This window comes from Serratia sp. CY84636, from assembly GCF_052166245.1.
GTDB classification, from domain to species: domain Bacteria; phylum Pseudomonadota; class Gammaproteobacteria; order Enterobacterales; family Enterobacteriaceae; genus Serratia; species Serratia nevei.
Genome location: NZ_JBJNOX010000001.1, coordinates 447,632 through 467,103, shown reverse-complemented (window position 1 = coordinate 467,103; position 19,472 = coordinate 447,632). Strand labels below are relative to the sequence as shown.

At 64.9% G+C, this 19,472-nt stretch carries 20 protein-coding genes; 5 read left to right on the top strand and 15 right to left on the bottom strand.

What is annotated here, in order from left to right:
* Window positions 1–21: 21 nt before the first annotated feature.
* The 4 genes from bioD to bioB are packed head-to-tail and all read right to left on the bottom strand — an operon-like array spanning window position 22 to window position 3,628.
* On the bottom strand, window positions 22–696 hold the full coding sequence (gene bioD, locus ACJ8QI_RS02365; RefSeq protein WP_049201157.1) for a dethiobiotin synthase: 675 nt from the start codon (window positions 694–696) through the stop codon (window positions 22–24).
* The gene (gene bioC, locus ACJ8QI_RS02360; protein ID WP_047728418.1) at window positions 689–1,456 is read right to left on the bottom strand and encodes a malonyl-ACP O-methyltransferase BioC; all 768 of its coding nucleotides are present in this window, start codon (window positions 1,454–1,456) and stop codon (window positions 689–691) included. The genes bioD and bioC overlap by 8 nt, the downstream gene beginning before the upstream one ends.
* A complete protein-coding gene (gene bioF, locus ACJ8QI_RS02355; protein ID WP_442532015.1) occupies window positions 1,440–2,591 on the bottom strand; it encodes an 8-amino-7-oxononanoate synthase in 1,152 nt (383 codons plus the stop codon). Before bioF ends, bioC begins: the two co-directional genes overlap by 17 nt.
* Window positions 2,591–3,628: a biotin synthase BioB gene (bioB, locus tag ACJ8QI_RS02350; protein ID WP_038870977.1), complete on the bottom strand. Its 1,038-nt coding sequence runs from the start codon at window positions 3,626–3,628 to the stop codon at window positions 2,591–2,593. Before bioB ends, bioF begins: the two co-directional genes overlap by 1 nt.
* Window positions 3,629–3,716: 88 nt before the next feature.
* Between bioB and bioA the strand changes: the two genes are divergently transcribed.
* Entirely contained in the window at window positions 3,717–4,991 is a 1,275-nt protein-coding gene (gene bioA, locus ACJ8QI_RS02345; protein WP_442532014.1) for an adenosylmethionine--8-amino-7-oxononanoate transaminase, read from the top strand.
* Window positions 4,992–4,995: 4 nt separating this feature from the next.
* On the opposite strand, the gene ACJ8QI_RS02340 is transcribed toward bioA, so the two are convergent.
* Window positions 4,996–5,397, bottom strand: coding sequence for a YkvA family protein (locus ACJ8QI_RS02340; RefSeq protein WP_442532013.1), 402 nt, complete (start codon window positions 5,395–5,397; stop codon window positions 4,996–4,998).
* Window positions 5,398–5,553: 156 nt separating this feature from the next.
* Between ACJ8QI_RS02340 and ACJ8QI_RS02335 the strand changes: the two genes are divergently transcribed.
* Window positions 5,554–6,036: a kinase inhibitor gene (locus ACJ8QI_RS02335; RefSeq protein WP_442532012.1), complete on the top strand. Its 483-nt coding sequence runs from the start codon at window positions 5,554–5,556 to the stop codon at window positions 6,034–6,036.
* Between the two features lie 67 nt (window positions 6,037–6,103).
* Here ACJ8QI_RS02335 and pgl read toward each other — a convergent pair whose 3' ends face one another.
* Window positions 6,104–7,099, bottom strand: coding sequence for a 6-phosphogluconolactonase (gene pgl / locus ACJ8QI_RS02330; protein ID WP_060423698.1), 996 nt, complete (start codon window positions 7,097–7,099; stop codon window positions 6,104–6,106).
* A gap of 178 nt (window positions 7,100–7,277) precedes the next feature.
* Between pgl and ACJ8QI_RS02325 the strand changes: the two genes are divergently transcribed.
* Window positions 7,278–8,096, top strand: a complete 819-nt coding sequence (locus ACJ8QI_RS02325; protein ID WP_047728435.1) for a pyridoxal phosphatase — start codon at window positions 7,278–7,280, stop codon at window positions 8,094–8,096.
* Window positions 8,097–8,127: 31 nt separating this feature from the next.
* On the opposite strand, the gene modC is transcribed toward ACJ8QI_RS02325, so the two are convergent.
* The 9 genes from modC to ACJ8QI_RS02280 form a co-directional block, all read right to left on the bottom strand.
* The gene (gene modC / locus ACJ8QI_RS02320) at window positions 8,128–9,195 is read right to left on the bottom strand and encodes a molybdenum ABC transporter ATP-binding protein ModC (RefSeq protein WP_016928697.1); all 1,068 of its coding nucleotides are present in this window, start codon (window positions 9,193–9,195) and stop codon (window positions 8,128–8,130) included.
* The gene (gene modB, locus ACJ8QI_RS02315; RefSeq protein ID WP_019454005.1) at window positions 9,196–9,885 is read right to left on the bottom strand and encodes a molybdate ABC transporter permease subunit; all 690 of its coding nucleotides are present in this window, start codon (window positions 9,883–9,885) and stop codon (window positions 9,196–9,198) included.
* Window positions 9,882–10,655: a molybdate ABC transporter substrate-binding protein gene (gene modA / locus ACJ8QI_RS02310; RefSeq protein ID WP_038870956.1), complete on the bottom strand. Its 774-nt coding sequence runs from the start codon at window positions 10,653–10,655 to the stop codon at window positions 9,882–9,884. Before modA ends, modB begins: the two co-directional genes overlap by 4 nt.
* A gap of 158 nt (window positions 10,656–10,813) precedes the next feature.
* A complete protein-coding gene (locus ACJ8QI_RS02305; protein WP_004939813.1) occupies window positions 10,814–10,963 on the bottom strand; it encodes an AcrZ family multidrug efflux pump-associated protein in 150 nt (49 codons plus the stop codon).
* A 146-nt stretch (window positions 10,964–11,109) separates the two neighbouring features.
* Window positions 11,110–11,898, bottom strand: coding sequence for an ABC transporter ATP-binding protein (locus tag ACJ8QI_RS02300; RefSeq protein WP_064290327.1), 789 nt, complete (start codon window positions 11,896–11,898; stop codon window positions 11,110–11,112).
* Window positions 11,895–12,920 carry a FecCD family ABC transporter permease gene (locus ACJ8QI_RS02295; RefSeq protein ID WP_442532011.1) on the bottom strand — a complete coding sequence of 342 codons (1,026 nt, stop codon included), beginning with the start codon at window positions 12,918–12,920 and terminating at the stop codon, window positions 11,895–11,897. Before ACJ8QI_RS02295 ends, ACJ8QI_RS02300 begins: the two co-directional genes overlap by 4 nt.
* A gap of 1 nt (window position 12,921) precedes the next feature.
* Complete coding sequence (locus ACJ8QI_RS02290; RefSeq protein ID WP_060440495.1) at window positions 12,922–13,677, bottom strand: class I SAM-dependent methyltransferase; 756 nt, start codon at window positions 13,675–13,677, stop codon at window positions 12,922–12,924.
* A gap of 1 nt (window position 13,678) precedes the next feature.
* Window positions 13,679–14,674 carry an ABC transporter substrate-binding protein gene (locus ACJ8QI_RS02285; RefSeq protein ID WP_442532010.1) on the bottom strand — a complete coding sequence of 332 codons (996 nt, stop codon included), beginning with the start codon at window positions 14,672–14,674 and terminating at the stop codon, window positions 13,679–13,681.
* Window positions 14,675–14,678: 4 nt separating this feature from the next.
* Entirely contained in the window at window positions 14,679–16,838 is a 2,160-nt protein-coding gene (locus ACJ8QI_RS02280) for a TonB-dependent siderophore receptor (RefSeq protein WP_060440497.1), read from the bottom strand.
* 189 nt (window positions 16,839–17,027) lie between these two features.
* Between ACJ8QI_RS02280 and modE the strand changes: the two genes are divergently transcribed.
* Both modE and modF read left to right on the top strand, forming a co-directional pair.
* Window positions 17,028–17,819: a molybdenum-dependent transcriptional regulator gene (gene modE / locus ACJ8QI_RS02275; RefSeq protein WP_070914092.1), complete on the top strand. Its 792-nt coding sequence runs from the start codon at window positions 17,028–17,030 to the stop codon at window positions 17,817–17,819.
* A gap of 90 nt (window positions 17,820–17,909) precedes the next feature.
* A complete protein-coding gene (gene modF / locus ACJ8QI_RS02270) occupies window positions 17,910–19,397 on the top strand; it encodes a molybdate ABC transporter ATP-binding protein ModF (RefSeq protein ID WP_060423726.1) in 1,488 nt (495 codons plus the stop codon).
* Window positions 19,398–19,472: the final 75 nt, after the last annotated feature.

Genomic DNA, 19,472 nt, shown 5'->3' with positions numbered 1-19,472 from the left:
AAAGCCTCCCTCATGGAGGGTTTATAGCAGGCTGATATCCAGATACTGCCCCAGCGGCGCCCGCTCGGCCTGCGGCAGGTGCGGGATTTCGCCCAGCAGCGGCGCCGGCAGCATGCGGCGCAGCGTGGCCAGGTATTCCTGATGCCGCCGCCCCGGCGGCGTCACGTCGTTGGCGATCCAACCGGCCAGCGTCAGCCCCGCCTGTTGCACCGCCTGCGCCGTCAGCACCGCGTGGTTGATGCAGCCCAGTTTAATGCCCACCACCAGGATCACCGGCAGTTGCTCCTGCTGCACCCAATCGGCGAAGGTGTACTGCGCCGACAACGGGGTAAACCACCCGCCCGCGCCCTCGACCAGCACCCAGTCGGCGCGCTGCTCCAACCGGCGCAGGCCGTCGGACAGCTGCGCCGCCTCGATCGGCCGGCCTTCATCGGCGCTGACGATATGCGGCGAGGTCGGTTCGGCAAAAACGTAAGGGTTCACTTCGTCGTAGCGGAGCGCCACGCCGCTGTTGGCCTGCAGCGCCAGCGCATCGCCGTTGCGCAGCCCCTCGGCGGTCATTTCGCTGCCGGAAGCCACCGGCTTATAACCGGCGCTGCGGTAGCCCGCCCGGTTGGCGGCCTGCAGCAAGGCGCTGCTGGCGACGGTTTTACCGACTTCGGTGTCGGTGCCGGTCACGAACCAACGTTTAATCACGATAAATCACTCCATAAACCAGATGATAGCTGAGCGGGAACTGCCCTTGCCGGCACGGGTAAGCCGCCTGCAACGCGGCGAGACGGCCGCGCGACATCAGACCGCCCTCGCGCCCCTGATGCAGGTGCGTGGCCCCGATACCCTTGAGCGAACGCATCAGCGTCATCACGTCCGGGTAGTTCAAGGTGCGCAGCTCCGTGACCAGCTCGTGCCGATAGTCAGCACAGGCGGCGCGGATCTGCGCCAGCGGCAGGAAAGCGTTCACATGGCGCTCGCCATCCACCTGTTGCCAGGCGTCCCCCAGTTCCTGCAGCGATCCTGCCGCCAGCGTGGAAAACAGGATCGCGCCGCCGGGGCGGGTCACGCGATACAGCTCCGCCAGCGCGGCGGGCAGATCGCTGCACCATTGCACCACCAGGCTGCTGAAACAGATGTCCATCGCCGCATCGGGCAACGGCACCTGTTCGATATCGCCCAGCAGATAATGGTGCGCCGCCTGCCGTTGACGGGCAACGTCCAGCATGCCCGGCGCCAGATCGAGCGCGGTCACCTGCTTGCCGCGCTCGCGCCACAGGCGGCTGAAATAGCCGGTGCCGCAGCCGGCATCCAGCAGCCGTTCGCCCGGATGGGCACTCCCCATCCCCAGTAAGCGCTCGCCAACGTCTCGCTGCAGCGCGGCGGCGGCGTCGTAGCTGCCGGCGGCGCGGCTGAAGGCCGAAGCGACCGCCTGTTTGTTCACCGCGTCATTGGCTGACGTCATGCAATACCTCCAGCAGGCGATCGATGTCCTGCGGCTGATGCGCCGCCGTCAGGGTGATGCGCAGCCGCGCGCCGCCCGGCGGCACCGTCGGTGGGCGGATGGCGCTCACCCACAGCCCGCGCTCGCGCAGGCGGGTCGCCAGATCGAGCGCGCGTTGATTGTCCCCCACCAGCAGCGGCTGGATGGCGGTGTCGGAATCCGTCAGGGTTAGCGCCAGCGGCGCCGCGCCCTGGCGGAAACGCCGAATGTTGTCCTGCAGCCGGGCGCGCAGTTCATCGCCCTCTCGAATGCAGGCCAGCGCCGCCTGCAGCGCACAGGCCTGCGCCGGCGGCATCGCGGTGCTGTAGATCAGATGGCGGGCGAACTGCAGCAGATACTCGGCGGTCGCCTCATCGCACAGCACCGCTGCGCCGCTGACGCCGAACGCCTTGCCGAAGGTCGCCACCAGCAGTTCAGGGCGCACGCCCTGCTGCCAGCAGCTGCCGCGGCCTTGCTCGCCGCGCACGCCGACGCCGTGGGCATCGTCCACCATCAGCCAGGCGCCCGCCGCGCGGGTTAAGCGATGCAGTTCCGCCAACGGTGCGCCGTCGCCGTCCATGCTGAACACCCCTTCGGTCACCGCCAGCCGCTGCCCTTCACAGGGTTTGGCCAGCAGATCCGCCAGCGCCTGCGGCTGATTGTGCTGGAAGCGGCGCAGCTCGGCCGGCGACTGCGCCGCCGCCTCCAGCAGCGAGGCGTGGCTGAGGCGATCGGCTAAAATGCGATCGCCTTTCTGCATCAACGCCGCCAGCACCGCCTGGTTGGCGGCGTAACCGGAGATGAACAGCAGCGCGCGCGGATAGCCGAGCCACGCCGCCAGTTGCTCCTCCAGCGCCTGATGCGCTGCGCAAAAACCGGTGACATGGCCCGACCCGCCGCTGCCGACGCCGTAACGCTGCGCGCCCTGCTGCCAGGCAGCGATCACCCGCGCATCCTGGCTCAGCCCCAGGTAGTCGTTGCCGGAGAAGTTCAGGTAGAGACGATCGCCGAGCCGGATCTGGCGGCCGTTGCCGCCCTCGGTGGTCTGTCGCCGACGGTAGGCGGCGTTGAGGTGCCGTTCTGCCAGCGCCTGCTCGATGCGTTGTGGCCAGCTCATCACGGCGCCGCGTTGTAAAACTCGGCGGTATCGGCGTTCAGCAGCTGCTTAGCCAGCGCCTGCTGTTGCTGGTTGTCGCCGTGTTCGGTGGCGGTCTGCTGCGGATTCAGCCCCAGCTTGCGGAACAGCTGCAGGTCTTTGTCTTCTTCCGGGTTCGGCGTGGTCAGCAGCTTGCAGCCGTAGAAGATCGAGTTGGCGCCGGCCATAAAGCACATCGCCTGTGTCTGTTCGTTCATCTGTTCACGGCCGGCGGAGAGGCGGACATAAGAAGACGGCATCATGATGCGCGCCACCGCGATGGTGCGGATAAAGTCGAACGGATCGACGTCATCATTATCCGCCAGCGGCGTGCCTTTTACCTTCACCAACATGTTGATCGGCACGCTCTCCGGCGGCTTCGGCAGGTTGGCCAACTGCACCAGCAGCCCGGCGCGGTCGCGCACCGTTTCACCCAGCCCGACGATGCCGCCGGAGCATACTTTGATGCCGGCGTCGCGCACTTTGTCGAGCGTATCCAGGCGTTCCTGGTAGCTGCGGGTGGTGATGATGCTGCCGTAAAACTCCGGCGAGGTATCGAGGTTATGGTTGTAATAATCCAACCCGGCTTCCGCCAGCCGCTCGGCCTGAGTGCCGTCAAGCGTGCCCAGCGTCATGCAGGTTTCCATGCCCATCGCTTTCACGCCCTGCACCATCTGCTGCAGATAAGGCATATCGCGCTCGTGCGGGTTCTTCCACGCCGCGCCCATGCAAAAACGGGTCGAGCCGTTTGCCTTGGCCTTGCGCGCCGATTCCAGTACCTGTTCGACCTGCATCAACCGCTCCGACTCCAGGCCGGTCTTGTAGCGCGAGCTTTGCGGGCAGTATTTGCAGTCTTCCGGGCAAGCGCCGGTCTTGATCGACAGCAGCGTGCTGACCTGCACCTGACGCGGGTCAAAGTGCTGGCGGTGTACGGTTTGCGCTTCGAACAGCAGTTCAAGCAGAGGTTTATCAAACAGGGCCTGGGCTTGCCCTACTGTCCAGTGAATGCGATCGGCCATCATGGCGTCTCCAAAACGAAAAAGTGTCGCCAGTTTAAATATTGTGGATATACTGTCAACCAATCTTAATTCAATTTGGTTTACAAGTATGTCTGTCACCGCTTCCGACCTGGCGTTTGACCAACGTCATATCTGGCACCCCTACACCTCCATGAGCCGCCCGTTACCCTGTTACCCGATCGAGTCGGCCAGCGGCGTCGAGCTGCAGCTGGCGGACGGCCGGCGTCTGGTGGACGGTATGTCCTCCTGGTGGGCGGCGATCCACGGTTACAACCATCCGCACCTGAATCAGGCCGCCAGCCGGCAGCTGGAGAAGATGTCGCACGTGATGTTCGGCGGTATTACCCATCCGGCCGCCATCTCGCTATGCCGCCGGTTAGTGGCGATGACGCCGGAAGCGCTGCAGTGCGTGTTCCTGGCGGATTCCGGTTCGGTGGCGGTAGAAGTGTCGCTGAAGATGGCGCTGCAGTACTGGCAGGCGCGCGGTGAGCGGCGGCAGCGCATCCTGACGCTGCGCCACGGCTATCACGGCGATACCTTCGGCGCGATGTCGGTCTGCGATCCGGACAACTCGATGCACAGCCTCTATCAGGGCTACCTGGCGCCGCACCTGTTCGCCACCGCGCCGCAGTGCCGCTTCGATGAGGAATGGCGCGAAGAGGACATCGCGCCGTTCGCCGCGCTGCTGGAGCAGCACGCCGGTGAAGTGGCGGCGGTGATCCTGGAACCGGTGGTGCAAGGCGCCGGCGGCATGCGTATCTACCACCCGACCTACCTCAAGCGGGTGCGCGAGCTGTGCGATCGCCATCAGGTGCTGCTGATCGCCGACGAAATCGCCACCGGCTTCGGCCGCACCGGCAAGCTGTTCGCCTGCGAGCACGCACAGGTGGTGCCGGACATTCTCTGCCTGGGCAAGGCGCTGACCGGCGGCTACATGACGCTGTCCGCCACCCTGACCACCCGCCACGTGGCGAAGACCATCAGCAACGGCGCGGCCGGCTGCTTTATGCACGGCCCAACCTTTATGGGCAACCCGCTGGCCTGCGCGGTGGCGGACGCCAGCCTGGCGCTGCTGGCGGAAAATCGCTGGCAGGCGCAGGTGAGCGCCATCGAAGCCCAGCTGAAACAGGAACTGCTGCCGCTCGCGGCGCTGCCGAAGGTGGCGGACGTGCGGGTGCTGGGCGCGATTGGGGTGGTGGAGATGCGTGAACCGGTGGACGTCGCCGAGCTGCAGCGCGGATTCGTCGAACGCGGGGTGTGGATCCGGCCGTTCGGCAAGCTGATTTACCTGATGCCGCCTTACATCATCGAAGCGGAACAGCTCAGCCGCCTGACCGCCGCCGTCGCCGCCGCCGCGCGTTAATGCCTTACCAATGCTGGTCCAGATAGCGGGCCAGCAATCCCAGACACAGCAGCCAAAGTAAAATGATCATCGCTGCCGCCATGCGGCCGGTGGGGTTATCGACGCGCTTTTGCGCCTTCTCGCGCAGCTCGGCCATCAGCGGCTTGGGGAGCAGGCGCACCGCCAGCATGATGCCCAACGGCACGATGATGACGTCATCCAGATAGCCCAGCACCGGAATGAAGTCCGGGATCAGATCGATCGGCGAGATCGCATAGCCGGCCACCAGCAGCGCGATCAGTTTGGCGTACCACGGGGTGCGCTTATCACGGGCGGCCAGCCACAGCGCGTAAATATCGCGCTTGATGCTTTTGGCCCAACGGCGCAGCCAGCCGAACCACGGCGTGCGTTTTTTCAGTGAGATCATGGTGGCGTTGTTTGGCTATCCGGCGGTCTGTAGGAACGAAGATGCGGCCATGGTAACCGATCCGCGCCGCCGTTGGCGAATGGCAATCCCACTTGTATTGTCACGGCGAAACGATCTAGCTTAAGGGTCCGCGTTTACCGACAACTGGGAGTCACTATGGCTTTTCGTTTGTACAGCAACGATCTGCAGGACGGCGGCAAGCTGCCGCAGGCGCAGGTCTTCAACGGCATGGGCTACCACGGCGATAACCTGTCGCCCCACCTGGCCTGGGACGGCGTGCCGGCCGGCACCAAGAGCTTCGTAATCGCCGTTTACGATCCCGATGCCCCGACCGGCTCCGGCTGGTGGCACTGGATCGTGGCCAACATTCCCGCCGACGTGCGCGAGCTGCCGCAGGGCGCGGGCTCCGGCAAAGCGCCGCTGCCCGCCGGCGCACTGCAGACCCGCACCGACTTCGGCTCGGCTGGCTACGGCGGCGCGGCGCCGCCAGAGGGCGAGAGCCACCGCTACCAGTTCACCGTGCATGCGCTGGACGTGGAGCGTATCGAAGTGGATGGGGGATCCAGCGGCGCGCTGGTGGGCTTTAACGTCCATTTCCACAGCCTCGGCAGCGCCACGCTGACGGTGACGTTCAACTGATCCCCCGCCAATAAAAAAGCGCGATTCAACCGAACCGCGCTTTTTCCATACTCGTCTGACCGCCGAATTACTTCGCCAGCACGCTCACCCACATCGGGCCTTTGCCCACCGGATAACGCGCCAGCGTGGTCAGCTCACCGCTGCGCTGATCAATCTCATGCACCGCGATGTGATCGGATTTCTGGCCGGACGAAATCACGAAGCGGCCGCTGTGATCGATATTGAAACCGCGCGGCTGCGCTTCGGTCGGGTGATAGCCGACCACGCTCAGCGTGCCGCCGTCTTCGGAAACGCTGAAGATGGTCAGAATGCTGGCGGTGCGATCGCTGGTGTACAGGAAGCGGCCGTTCGGCGTGATATGAATGTCCGCCGCCCAGCGGGTGCCGTCGAAGTCGGCCGGCATGATGTCCAGCGTCTGCGTCACGGTGTAGTGGCCGCCGTTTTCCGAGATGGCCAGCACGTCCACCGTACCGTCCAGCTCATTGACGCAGTAGGCGAACTTGTCGTTGTGGTGGAACGCCATATGACGCGGCCCGGCGCCGGCGGCGGTCGCCACCGCTTCCTGCGCGTGTGGCGTCAGCTGGCCCGCCAGGCTCAGGTTGAACAGGCGGATGCGGTCTTCTTTCAGGCAAGGCACCAGCACCAGCTGGTTGGTCGGATCGATGTTCGCCGAGTGCGGCGCGGTCAGGCCGTCGATCTGCTGAATAGGCGCCGTCACCACGCCGTCGTGGCCGATCGGGCTGATGCTGGCGCAGTTGCCGCTGTAGGAGGCGGAGAACAGGTAACGCCCCTGCAAATCGGTGGAGATATGGGTCGGGCTGCCCGGCAGCGGCGCCATGCCGGCCTGCTGCAGCGTGCCGTCCGCCTCGATGCGGTAGCTGACGATGCCGAACGCCGGACGTACGCCGACGTACAGGTGGGTCTTGTCCGGATGAAGGGTCATCGGCTGCACCTGGCCCGGCACGTCAACGGTTTGCAGCAGCGCCAGCGCGCCGGCATCGTCCAACTGCCAAACGTGGATCTGCTGGCTCTCCGGGCTGGCGACATAAACGATTTGCTTCATGTGTTCTCCTTGCAAAGGGTAAAAGAGGAACCGGTTTCAGGCCGTTCGATTGCCCCTAGCTTACCGCACATCCGTCGCATGGCAACCCCGCTTAGCACCGGAAGCTCACGCGGTTTTCTCCGTTGGCTATCCGGTGTACCATCGGATTAATTTTATGGCTAACGATAACGAGAACCCTATGAGCTACCGCGTCATCGCCCTCGATCTTGACGGCACCCTGCTGGACAACCAAAAACGCATCTTACCGCAGTCGCTGGAAGCGCTGGCGCAGGCGCGCGCCGCCGGCATCCAGGTGGTGGTGGTCACCGGCCGCCACCACGTCGCCATCCATCCGTTCTACCAGGCGCTGCAGATAGACACCCCGGCCATCTGCTGCAACGGCACCTACCTGTATGATTTTCAGCAGAAGAAGGTGCTGGCGGCCGATCCTCTGGCGAAAGATCAGGCCAAGCAGGTGCTGCAGATGCTCAAACAGACCGACATTCACGGGCTGATGTATGTTGACGACGCCATGCTCTACCAGGAGCCGAGCGGCCACGTGACCCGCTCGCTGGCCTGGGCCGAAACCCTGCCGGTAGCGCAGCGCCCAACGCTGCTGCAGGTCGGCAGCCTGGCGCAGGCGGCCGACGACGCGCAGGCGATCTGGAAATTCGCCACCTCGCACGCCGATACCCTGGCGCTGCGCGAGTTTGCCGACACGGTGGAGAAAGAGCTGGGGCTGGCATGCGAATGGTCCTGGCACGATCAGGTGGATATCGCCAAAGGCGGCAACAGCAAAGGCAAGCGCCTGCGCCAATGGGTGGAGTCGCAGGGGCTGAGCATGGATCAGGTGGTGGCATTCGGCGACAACTACAACGACATCAGCATGCTGGAAGCGGTCGGGTTGGGCGTGGCGATGGGCAACGCCGATGACGCGATCAAGGAACGCGCCGATCTAGTGATCGCCGATAACCTGCAGCCGGGCATCGCCGAGGTGATCCGCACCCGCGTACTGTAATCTTTTCGCCCTCCCGCCGGGAGGGCCTGTCTTAGCGGCTCTCGCGGCTGATCGACACGCTCTTCACCTGCGCGTACAGCCACTGCCCAGGGCGGATCGCCAGTTCGTCTCGCGCCCACGGCGTGATCCGCGCCCACAGCACGTGTTCCCCGACCGCCAGCTTCACTTCCACCTGCCCGTCCACGTCCAGACACTCGCTTACCTTGGCCGGCAACACGTTGCGAATGCTGCTGTTGACCGGCGGCTGCAGCACCAGCGAGACGTCGGCGGCGTTGATGCGAATGCGCAGCTGGGTGCCCAGTTCGGCGTCGATGCCGCTGACCCACAGCCTTTGATCGCCGAGCGCCAGCGCGGTCATGGCATAGCGCTGATGATGCTCAATCACGCTGACGCGCAGCACGCTGCTCTGATCTTCACGCTGCAGCCACGGCCGCAGCGCGCTGCTGGCCCAGACGGCTTCCAGCCCGCCGAACGCACGCACCTCGCCGCGATCCAGCACCATCACCTGCTCGGCCAGGCGCAGGATCTCGTCCAGGCTGTGGCTGACGTAGAGGATGGGGATGTTGACGTCCTGTGCCAACCGCTCCAGATACGGCAGCAGCTCGCGTTTGCGCGGCAGATCGAGCGAGGCCAGCGGCTCGTCCATCAGCAGCAGTTCCGGCGCGGTCAGCAGCGCGCGGCCGATCGCCACCCGCTGTTTTTCACCGCCGGAGAGCGTCAGCGGCAGCCGATTGAGCAACGGCCCGATGCCCAGCAGCTCGACGATAGTGTTGAACTGTGCGCGCATGCCGGCCGCCATGCCGTACTGCAGGTTGCCGCGCACCCGATAGTGCGGGAACAGCCGTGCATCCTGAAACACGTAGCCGATACGGCGCTTTTCCGGCGGCAGGCAAAGGCCCGCGGCGGTATCCACCAGCGTGCGGCCATTGAGCGCGATGCGCCCCTGCTGCAAACGGGTCAGGCCGCCGATGGCGTTGATCAGGGAAGTTTTGCCCGCGCCGGACAGGCCGAAAATCGCGGTGATGCCCTGCGCCGGCAAATCGGCGCGAACGTTGAGATTAAGGTCGCCCAGCTGCTGCGAGAAATCCAGCTCCAGCATTTACACCCCCATCCGTTTGCGGCCCCAGCGGGCCAGCCATTCGGACACCATCAGCGAAGCCAGCGACAGCACGATGGCGATCGCGCACAGCCGCGCGGCGGCGGCTTCCGCCCCCGGCGTTTCGATCAGCGTATACATCGCCAGCGGAATGGTGCGGGTTTCACCGGGGATGTTGGAGACGAAGGTGATGGTGGCGCCAAACTCCCCCAGCGAGCGGGCGAAGGCCAGCACCACGCCGACAATGACGCCGGGCAGCGACAGCGGCAGCGTGATGGTGAAAAACACCCGCCACGGGTTGGCGCCCAGCGTGCGCGCCGCCTGCTCCAGCCGGGTATCCACCGCCTCCAGCGCCAGCCGGATGGCGCGCACCATCAGCGGAAACGCCACCACCGCCGATGCCAGCGCGGCGCCGCGCCAGCTAAAGCTGAAGCTGAAGCCGAACCAGTCGTACAGCCACTCGCCGATGACGCCGCGCCGCCCCATGGCGATCAGCAGCAAATAGCCGACCACCACCGGGGGCAGCACCAGGGGCAGGTGAATGACGCCGTCCAGCAGCGCCTTGCCGGGAAAGCGGCAACGCACCAGCACCCAGGCCATCAGAATGCCGAACGGCAGGCTGCAGACCACCGCCAAACCGGAGACTTTCAGGCTCAGCTCAACCGCCTGCCACTCGTACTCACTCAGAATCATTTACGCGGGGTGAATCCATAATGTTCAAAAATAGCGGCCGCTTCCGGGCCCTTCAGATAGGTATAGAAAGCGCTGACCGTCGGATTTTGACGATCTTTCACAATCGCCATCGGATATTCAACCGGTTTGTGGCTGTCTTCCGGGAATACGCCCACCACTTTCACCTTGTCGCTGGCAACCGCGTCGGAGCCGTAGACGATACCGAGCGGCGCTTCACCGCGCTCCACCAGCGCCATCGCGCTGCGCACGTTGTTGGCGCGCGCCAGTTTCGGCTCCAGCGCGCTCCAGGCGCCCAGGTGTTCCAGCGCCTCTTTGGCGTAGATGCCGGCCGGCACGTGATCCGGATCGCCCACCGCCAGACGGCCGCCGTTGAGCAGCTTGGTCCAGTCGGTCTGCTTGTCGATGGCGATCTTATCTTGCTTATCGCTCTTGGCGGCGATCAGCACCAGTTCGTTGCCCAGCAGCGTATAGCGGGTGTCTTTCACCATCTGCTGCTTGTCGATGGCGTAATCCATCCACTGTTGATCGGCGGAGATGAACAGATCGGCCGGGGCGCCCTGCTCAATTTGGCGTGCCAGCGTCGAAGAAGACGCAAAGGAGGAAACCACCTGCACATCCTTGCCTTTTTGATACTGGGTGGCGATGTCCTGCAGCGCGTTGGTCAGCGACGCGGCGGCGAACACGGTGATCTTTTCCGCCGCCGAAGCCTGTGCCACCAGGCCCGATGCCAACACGATCCCGCCAACCCATTTGGTCCATTGCTGTTTCATTGTTTTTCTCCGCAAGTTAACGTGCATTATCACTCTTCGTTATATAAAAAATAATATAACGTTGCGCGAAAGCTTGTCATGCGGTTTATCGGCAAAGCGTGAGATAACTTGAGGAATGCCCGCCGGGCGATGCCGGCGGGTATCAGGATGGGGAACGGTCAGTGCTGGGTGCGATTTTCTTTCGAACGGCCCACTTTGGAGAAGACGTTGAACACTTCGCCAAAACCGTAGATCAGGCCGAGGATCAGCGCCATGACCACCGGCACCATGACCACGGCAAACAACAGACTTTTCAATAATTCCAACATGATAGCCTCGCTTAACTGCCCATTGAGCGGCAAATGCCTTTCACCGCATATCGGGTTATTCTAACCCAAAAAAATCGGTAAAACCGGAGTTATTTTAGCCAGCGGGGCGAAATTGTGATCGGCTAAACGTGCCCTTTCCACCGGGCTCATGCCGGTGCGGGGTAATAGATCAGCGGCGGCGCATAGCCGGCGGGCGCCGCCAGCCGGGCCTCCACCCCGTACACCGCGCGAATGTTCTCCGGCGTCAGCGCCTGCCGCGGCGCACCCGCCGCACAGACCCTGCCCCGCTGCAGCAGCGCCACCCGATCGCAATAGCAGGCGGCCAGATTCAGATCGTGCAGCGTTACCACCACGCTGAGCTTCAGCCGCCGCAGCAAGGCCATAAACTGCTGCTGATGGGCGATATCCAGATGGTTGGCGGGCTCATCCAGCAGCAGCCACGGCGTTTGCTGCGCCAACGCGCGCGCCAGGTGCACCCGCTGCCGTTCGCCGCCGGACAGCCGCTGCCAATCGCGATCGGCCAGGTGGCTGATGCCCACTTGCTCCATCGCCTGCCCGGCGAGACGGCGATCTTCGGGGCCGAAACCGCGCCAGCGGCCGATATGGGCCAGGCGCCCCAGCAGCACCGCCTCCTTCACCGGCAGCGCGAAGGCGCCGGGGGCGGATTGCTCGAGAAAGGCGATGCGCCTGGCGCGCTCCCGCCCGGAAAACGCAGTAATTTCGTGCCCTTCCAGCCAAACGTGGCCCCCGGCGGCAGGCTGCAACCCGGCCAGCAGCTTGAGCAACGTGGATTTACCGCTGCCGTTGACGCCGAGCACGCCGGTGACCTCACCGGGCAAGGCGCAGAAATCCAGATTTTCCAGCACCGTGCGTTCGCCCGCTCGCCAGCTCACCGCTTCGGCGCGCAGGCCGGATCGCGCTTTTTCAATCGTCATGCATTGACCTTCCGATACAGCAACAGCAGGAATACCGGCACCCCCAACAGCGCCGTCAGCACGCCGACCGGCAGCTCGCGCGGGGCAAACAGCGTTCTGGCCAGCGTGTCCGCCGCCACGGCGAACAGCGCGCCGCACAGCGCGCTGGCCGGCAACAGCAGCCGATGCCGCGAGCCGACCAGCCGCCGGGCGACATGCGGCACCGTCAGCCCGATAAATCCCACCGCGCCGCTGAACGCGACGATCGCCGCCGTCAGCGCGGTGGTCACCACATACAGCAGCAGCTTCAGCGGAGCCACCGCCACCCCCAACGAAGCGGCGGTCACGCCGCCGAACGCCAGCGCGTCCAGCTCACCCGCCCGCAGCCAACAAAGCAGCAGCGCCGCCGCCAGCGCCAGCCCGCACAGCCCGACCTGCGGCCAGCGCGCGTCGCTGAACGATCCCAGCAGCCAGAACATCACGCCGCGCGTGGCGTTGGCGTCCGCCTGCCAGAGGGTGATCAGCGAAGTCAACGCAGAAAGCAGCTGCGTCACCGCCACCCCGGCCAGAATAAACAGCGTGGACTCCCCCTGCAGCGAACGCCCGGCCAGCAGCATCACCAACGCAAATGCTCCCAGCGCGCCGATAAACGCGCCGCCGGACACCGACAGCAGGCCGCCCCCCAGCCCCAATACCAATACCGTTACCGCCCCCACGCCGGCGCCGGAGGAGATGCCCAGCACCCAGGGATCGGCCAGCGGGTTGCGGGTCAGCGACTGCAGCACGGTGCCCGCCAACGCCAGCCCGGCGCCGGCCAGCGCCGCCAACAGCGCGCGCGGCATCCGCAGCGACCAGATGATGCGCTGATACACCTCGGCGTCGGTCGCCGCGCTGCCGCTGACGCCGAATACGATGCGCCAGGTATCGTGCCACGCGATCGGCGCAGGCCCCGACAAGGTGGCGCCCAGCAGGGCCAGCGGCAACGCCGCCGCCAGCAACAGCAGCCAGCCGGCCTCACGGCCGGGCAGTAACCGCCGGATCATGCTATTTCCAGCCTGCGATCACATAGTCGTCCAACAGCTGCCACACCGTCCCCGCCTCGCTGAAACCGGCTTGTCTAAGCGCCGCGAGCTGGAAATCCACCGGCGTCGGCGGCGGCACCGGGCGGCCGGCGAACAGCGCTTCACGCTCGGCCTGATAAGCGGCCAGCGTCGGCGATTGCAGCGCGCCCGCAAACCAGCGATCCCAATCCTCGACGCCGTTGTCCCAGGCGCGCTGTTGGGTCTGCTCGTCGTGCCGCTCCGCCAACGCTTTCAGCCGCGGCTGACGCTGGTCATAGCGCTGATGATCGGCGTTCAGGAACACGCCGCCGTCGGCCAGCAGCCCGGCAACGTTGCGGTACAGCGCCAGCTGCTGCTCGGGCATCAGCCAGTGCAGCGCCGTGCTGGATACCGCCGCCTGTGGCGCGGGGCCGGACAGCGCGGCAAAACAGGCCGGATCCGCCAGATCGGCCTGCAGAATGCGGATCCGATCGCCGTACTCCGCCAGCGCACCGCGCGCCACCGCCAGCAACAGCGGATCGAGATCGATGGCGGTCACCCTGGCCTGCGGAAAGCGCTGCAAAATGCGCAGGCTCAGCGATCCCGGGCCGCAGGCCAGATCCACCACGTGAAAATCCTGGCCGGCGGCCAGCGCCAGCACCTCCAGCTGGGCGTTAAAACGCGCTTCCCGTTCGGCGATGTAGGCCGCCTGCTGGCGATCCCAGGAGTCCAGCAGCGAAGAGAATGAAACGGCAGTCATATCAAGGTTCCTTGTTGGAAAAAGTCGGCGCCTGCGGCGGCAAGGCCGCCAGGCCCCGAATCAAACGGCCCAGCGCCGCCACGGTGCGGGCGGAAGGGTCCATGTCGTAACCGGGGAGGATCACGTAGCGCCGCTGACGCACGGCGCGTAGCGTCGCGGTCAGCGGGTGATGTTCCAGAAAGGCGATCTTATCGGCCGCGCTGTCGCCGAGGCCGCCGCGCGGCAGATCGCCAAGCACGATCGCATCCGGATCGCGGGCGGCGATAACCTCCCAGGACACCGTCGGCCACAGCTCGGGCCGATCGCCGAACAGGTTCTCGCTGCCGACGCTGCAGCTCAGCAAACCTGGCGCGCCGCAGCAGCCCGCCACGTAGGGCGTTTGCGCGCCGGCATACCACCACAGCAGACGTAAATGCGGCAGCGGCGCGCGCTGCGCCTCAAACGCCCTCAGCTGCCCGCGCAGCCGCGCGATCAGCGCTTCACCGGCGCGGCTGACGTTGAAAATGCGCGCCAGCTCCCGCAGCTCGGTGAAAATGTCTTCGAATGTCAGCGCGGCGGCGATCGCGCTTTGCTGGCCGCTGCAGGCGCCGGGAGAGAGATAAGTGCCGATGCCCCATTCTGCCAGCCGCGCCCGATCGGGCGTTTCCGGGCTGTGCAGCCAGTAATAGCTGGCCGAATAGACAAAATCCGGCCGCATCAGCAGCAACGCTTCCGCCGTGGGCGCCGCCGGGCTGGTGGGCGCCTGCAATGTCTCGGCCGACGCCGTTGGCACGGGATCGCGCGTGCGGTCATACCCGACCACGCCGATCGCGCGGCCAGCCAGCCCCAGCGCCAGCAGGTTTTCCAGCGCCGGGTTGGCGTAAACCAGCACCCGCTGCGGCGGCTGCGGGTAATCGCGCGTTACCCCGCAATTTTGCAGGCTGACGGCATCGGCACGCAGCGGCGCGCTGCCGCCCAATCCCAGGGCGCACAACAGCAGGGCAAGCCAGCCTTTCACGCCGTCAGAACCTGACCGACACGAAGGTTTCATAGCTGCGCGGCGGCGCGATCAGCGCCTGGTCCGGGTAAGTACGCTGATAGGCGTACAGCTGGTTGGTGGCGTTGCGAATGCGAAAACCGACATCGACGATCGGCGTCAGCTGATAATCCGCCGCCAGATCGAGCGTGGTGTACGCGCGCATCTTGCGCCGGTTGGCGTCGTCGTTGTAACTGCTGCCGACGTAGCGCAGTGAAGAAGCCAGCCCCAGGCGTTCCGTCGCCTGATAATGCACGCTGAGGTTGGCGGTCCAGTCCGGGATATAGGCCGGGCGATTGCCGTTGTAGCTGCGCAGCGGGCTACCGCCGCGATAGTCGTCGTAGCGGGCATGCGTGTAGGCGGCGTTGCCGGCCAGCTCCCAGCGTTCGTCGGGACGCAGCACCACGCCAAGCTCAATGCCGCGCGACGTCTGCCTGCCTACCGCGTTCAACGCATCCGGCCGCTGCGCGTCGGGCACAAACAGGTTGTCCTTGCGCAGTTCGTACAGCGCCAGCGTCGCCTCGCCCTTGTTCCCCCAGAACTGCCCTTTGGCGCCGGCCTCCCACTGGCGCGCTCGCGTCAGCGGCAGATCGGTCTGCGTTGGGCTGAGGAAGAACAGATCGTTGCCCGGCTCCTGGCCGGTGGTGTAGTTGGCGTAGAGCGTGAGGTTGTCGGTCAATGCATAGCTGGGGCCCAGGCTCCAGGTGCTGAAAACGTAGGTGTGCGCGCGGCTCTCTTCCTGCGGCCCCTGGAAGCGCCAGTCCATGTTCATATGGTTGTAGCGCAGCTGGCCCAGCAACGCTAAACGCTCGGTCAGGCTGAAGCGATCCTCGAGAAAGGCGGCGTACTGGTTCTGGGTAACGTGGCGCACCGGCGCGCGTTGGCGGTCGGTACCCTGGGCGAACGGCTCTCTGGGCGGCGCGCCAAGCGGTACGTCTTCCGAGCCGGGGAAACCGTTGGAATAATACTGAAAATGCCGCTTGCTCAGATCGAGGCCGACCAGCAACCGGTTATCAAAACCGGCGATGGCGCGGTCGAATACCAGCGAACTGCGGTTGCCGATCAGATCGTCGTCGTGCGCCAGGGCGCCGAAGGAGTCGCGGTTGACGTCGCCGGGCCGGGCCGCCGCCGCGACGCGGAAGCGCTCGACGTTGCGCCATTCGCGAAAGCCGCTGTAGTAATAGAATTGGTTATGCCATTCCACTTCGGGCGTCATAAACCAGTCCAGGCTGGCCTGAAATGCGGTGGCGTTGCTCTGGATGCGGCTGTCGGTCAGGTTGTTGTAATTGATGTCGCGCAGCTCGCCGGCAATGCGCCCGTCCAGCAGCGGCGTGCCGTAGTAAGGGTTGTTGGTGCGATTGAGCATGCGGTCCAGGCTCAGCGTCAACAGCGCATCGTCCGTCAGCTTAAACAGCAGCGAGCCGGAAACCCGCTTCTGCCGATCGCGTTCATACTGCACGTTGCTGCCGCTGTCGTTGCCGCTGACGTCCAACCGGTACGCCACCGCATCGTCCACCAGCGCGCCGCCGGCCCCCAGATGCAGACGCTGACTGCGGTAACTGCCGAAGCCATAATCGAGCTCGAGCGGCTGGCGGCTGAAGGTCGGCCGCCGCGAGATCAGGTTGACGCTGCCGCCCGCGGCGCTCAGGCCGTTCAAGGCCGATCCCGGCCCGCGCAGTACCTCGATGCTGTCGTAATGCGCCGGATCGCCCAGCTGCAGCGTGCTGCCGGGCATCTCCACGCCGTTATACAACCAGGCGATAGGCCGGAAACCGCGCGCGGAAAAGTTGTTGGACAACGTTGGCGAAGCGACGCCGGACAGACCGGTGGCGTGCTCGACGGCGGCGGCCAGCGAGCGGTCGCCCCGCTGTTGGATCGCTCTTGCGCTGATGATATCGACGCTGCGCGGCGTCTCCCGAGCGGTCAGCCCGAGCTGCGAAGCGCTGCGGCTCACGGCGCTCAACGCATCGTAGCGCCCGGCGGGGGCCGCCGCCTCCACGGTGAGCTGTTCTTCGCACCCCGTGGCATTGCGGGCTTTATCGCAGTCGGCCGCGAAAGCCAGCGGCGCCGTCAGTGCGCCGCCGACCCAAGCGGCAAGGCATAAAGATTTTCTGGGCGTGACAAGACGCCGGCGTGTCGTACTCATGTGGAGCATCCCTGTGGTGAAATAAAAACCGGCCGTAAGCCGGCGTAAAGCCTTATCGTTTTTCTGTTATGTTATATTATAACAACAAGGCAATGCCAGTCTTTATTGCCCCGCGCTCCACCGCACTGCGTTTGGCGCTTTGCCGCCAAATCGGCGACAATAAGATTTTTGCCGCCGACAGGATGCGCTATGCAGGCCGAAATTCTTCTGACTCTCAAACTCCAGCAAAAGCTGTTCGCCGATCCGCGCCGCATCGCGCTGCTGAAACAGGTGCAGCACACCGGCTCCATCAGCCAGGGCGCCAAACTGGCGGGCATCAGCTATAAAAGCGCCTGGGACGCCATCAATGAAATGAACCAGCTGGCGGAACAAACGGTGGTGGAACGCGCCACCGGCGGTAAAGGCGGCGGCGGCGCGCAGCTGACGCACTATGGCCAGCGGTTGATCCAGCTGTATGACCTGCTGGGCCAGGTGCAGCAAAAAGCTTTCGACGTGTTGCAGCAGGACGATCTGCCGCTCGACAGCCTGCTGGCGGCCATCTCGCGCTTCTCGCTGCAAACCAGCGCGCGCAATCAGTTCTTCGGCACCGTCATCGAACGCGATCATCAGCAGGTGCAGCAGCACCTGGCGATTTTGTTGAACGACGGCACCACTCGCCTGATGGCGGCCGTCACCCAACAAAGCGCCGACCGGCTGCAGCTGACGCCGGGTAAAGAGGTGCTGGCGCTGATCAAGGCGCCCTGGGTGCGGTTAAGCGTCGATACGGCGGAGCATACCGGCGCAGATAACGCGCTGGCGGGCGTGGTGGCCGGCATTCAGCCAGGCGCTGAACACAGCGAGGTGCTGGTGACGCTGGCGGGCGGCGAAACCCTGTGCGCCACCCTAGCGACGGCGGAGTTGCAGCGTCTGCAGCTGAGCGTCGGTGCCGCCGTACACGCCCTGTTCAACGCCGATCGCGTGATTGTCGCCACGTTGTGTTAAGCGCAACGTGACGTTGCGTTTTTGTTGATTGACATCCCCCTGCAATGCGCCTATTTCTAAGGCAAATAATTGCAAAAAAAGGAACAGGTGATGTCGTCGTTGCACATTTCGCAAGGTTCATTCCGCTTAAGCGATACCCGCACCCTGACGCTGGACGCGCTGGAAATCCAGGCCGGCGACAGCTGGGCCTTCGTCGGCGCCAACGGCAGCGGCAAATCTGCCCTGGCGCGCGCGCTGGCGGACGAACTGGTTCTGCTGAGCGGGGAACGCCGCAGCGATTTTCAGCACGCGGTGCGCATCTCCTTCGAACAGCTGCAAAAAATGGTCAGCGACGAGTGGCAACGCAACAACACCGATCTGCTCAGCGCGGACGAGGACGACACCGGCCGCACCGCAGCGGAAATCATTCAGGAAGAGGTGAAAGACGCCGCGCGCTGTGAGCGGCTGGCCGCGCAGTTCGGCATCACCGCCCTGCTGACGCGCCGCTTCAAATACCTCTCCACCGGCGAAACGCGTAAAACTCTGCTATGCCGGGCGCTGATGCCCGAGCCTGACCTGCTGATCCTCGACGAGCCCTTCGACGGGCTGGACGTTCACTCGCGCGCGCAGCTCGCCGCATTGCTGAGCGAGCTTTCCGCCCAGGGCCAAACCGTGGTGCTGGTGCTCAACCGGTTCGACGAAATACCGGATTTTGTCCGGCAGGTGGGCGTGCTGGCGGACTGCACCCTGACCAGCCGCGGGCCGCGCCGCCAGGTGATGGCGGACGCGCTGGTGGCGCAGCTGGCGCACAGCGAAAACCTCAGCGGGCTGGCGCTGCCGGAGACCGAGGATCCGACGCAAAAGGTGACGCTGCCGGCGGATCGGCCGCTGATCGTCCTGCGCGACGGCGTGGTCAGCTATAACGATCGGCCGATCCTCAATCATCTCGACTGGCAGGTTAACCCCGGCGAACATTGGCAGATCGTCGGCCCGAACGGCGCCGGCAAATCCACGCTGCTCAGTTTGATCACCGGCGATCATCCGCAGGGCTACAGCAACGATCTGACGCTGTTCGGCCGCCGCCGTGGCAGCGGGGAAACCATCTGGGAGATCAAGCGCCATATCGGCTACGTCAGCAGCAGCCTGCATCTGGACTATCGCGTCAACACCAGCGTGCGCAACGTGGTGCTGTCGGGGTTCTTCGATTCGATCGGCATTTATCAGGCGGTCTCGGATCGTCAGCGGCAGCTGACCGAACAATGGCTGGCGCTGCTCGGACTCGACGGCGCGCGCGGCGATGCCCCGTTCCACAGCCTTTCCTGGGGCCAACAGCGGCTGGCGCTGATCGCCCGCGCGCTGGTGAAACATCCGGCGCTGCTGATCCTCGACGAGCCGCTGCAAGGGCTGGATCCGCTCAATCGCCAGCTGGTGCGTCGCTTCATCGACGTGCTGATCGGCCAGGGCGCCACCCAGCTGCTGTTCGTCTCGCACCATGCCGAAGACGCGCCGCAGTGCATCACTCACCGCCTCAGCTTCGTGCCCGACGGCGAGGGCGGCTACGGCTACCAACGGCAACGGCTGGAGGCGGCCTCCGCCTGAAGCGCGGCGTAAACATATCCGGCAACACTTCACCGCAGCACATCACATTTGGCCTTTTATCATAGAAAGAAAGAA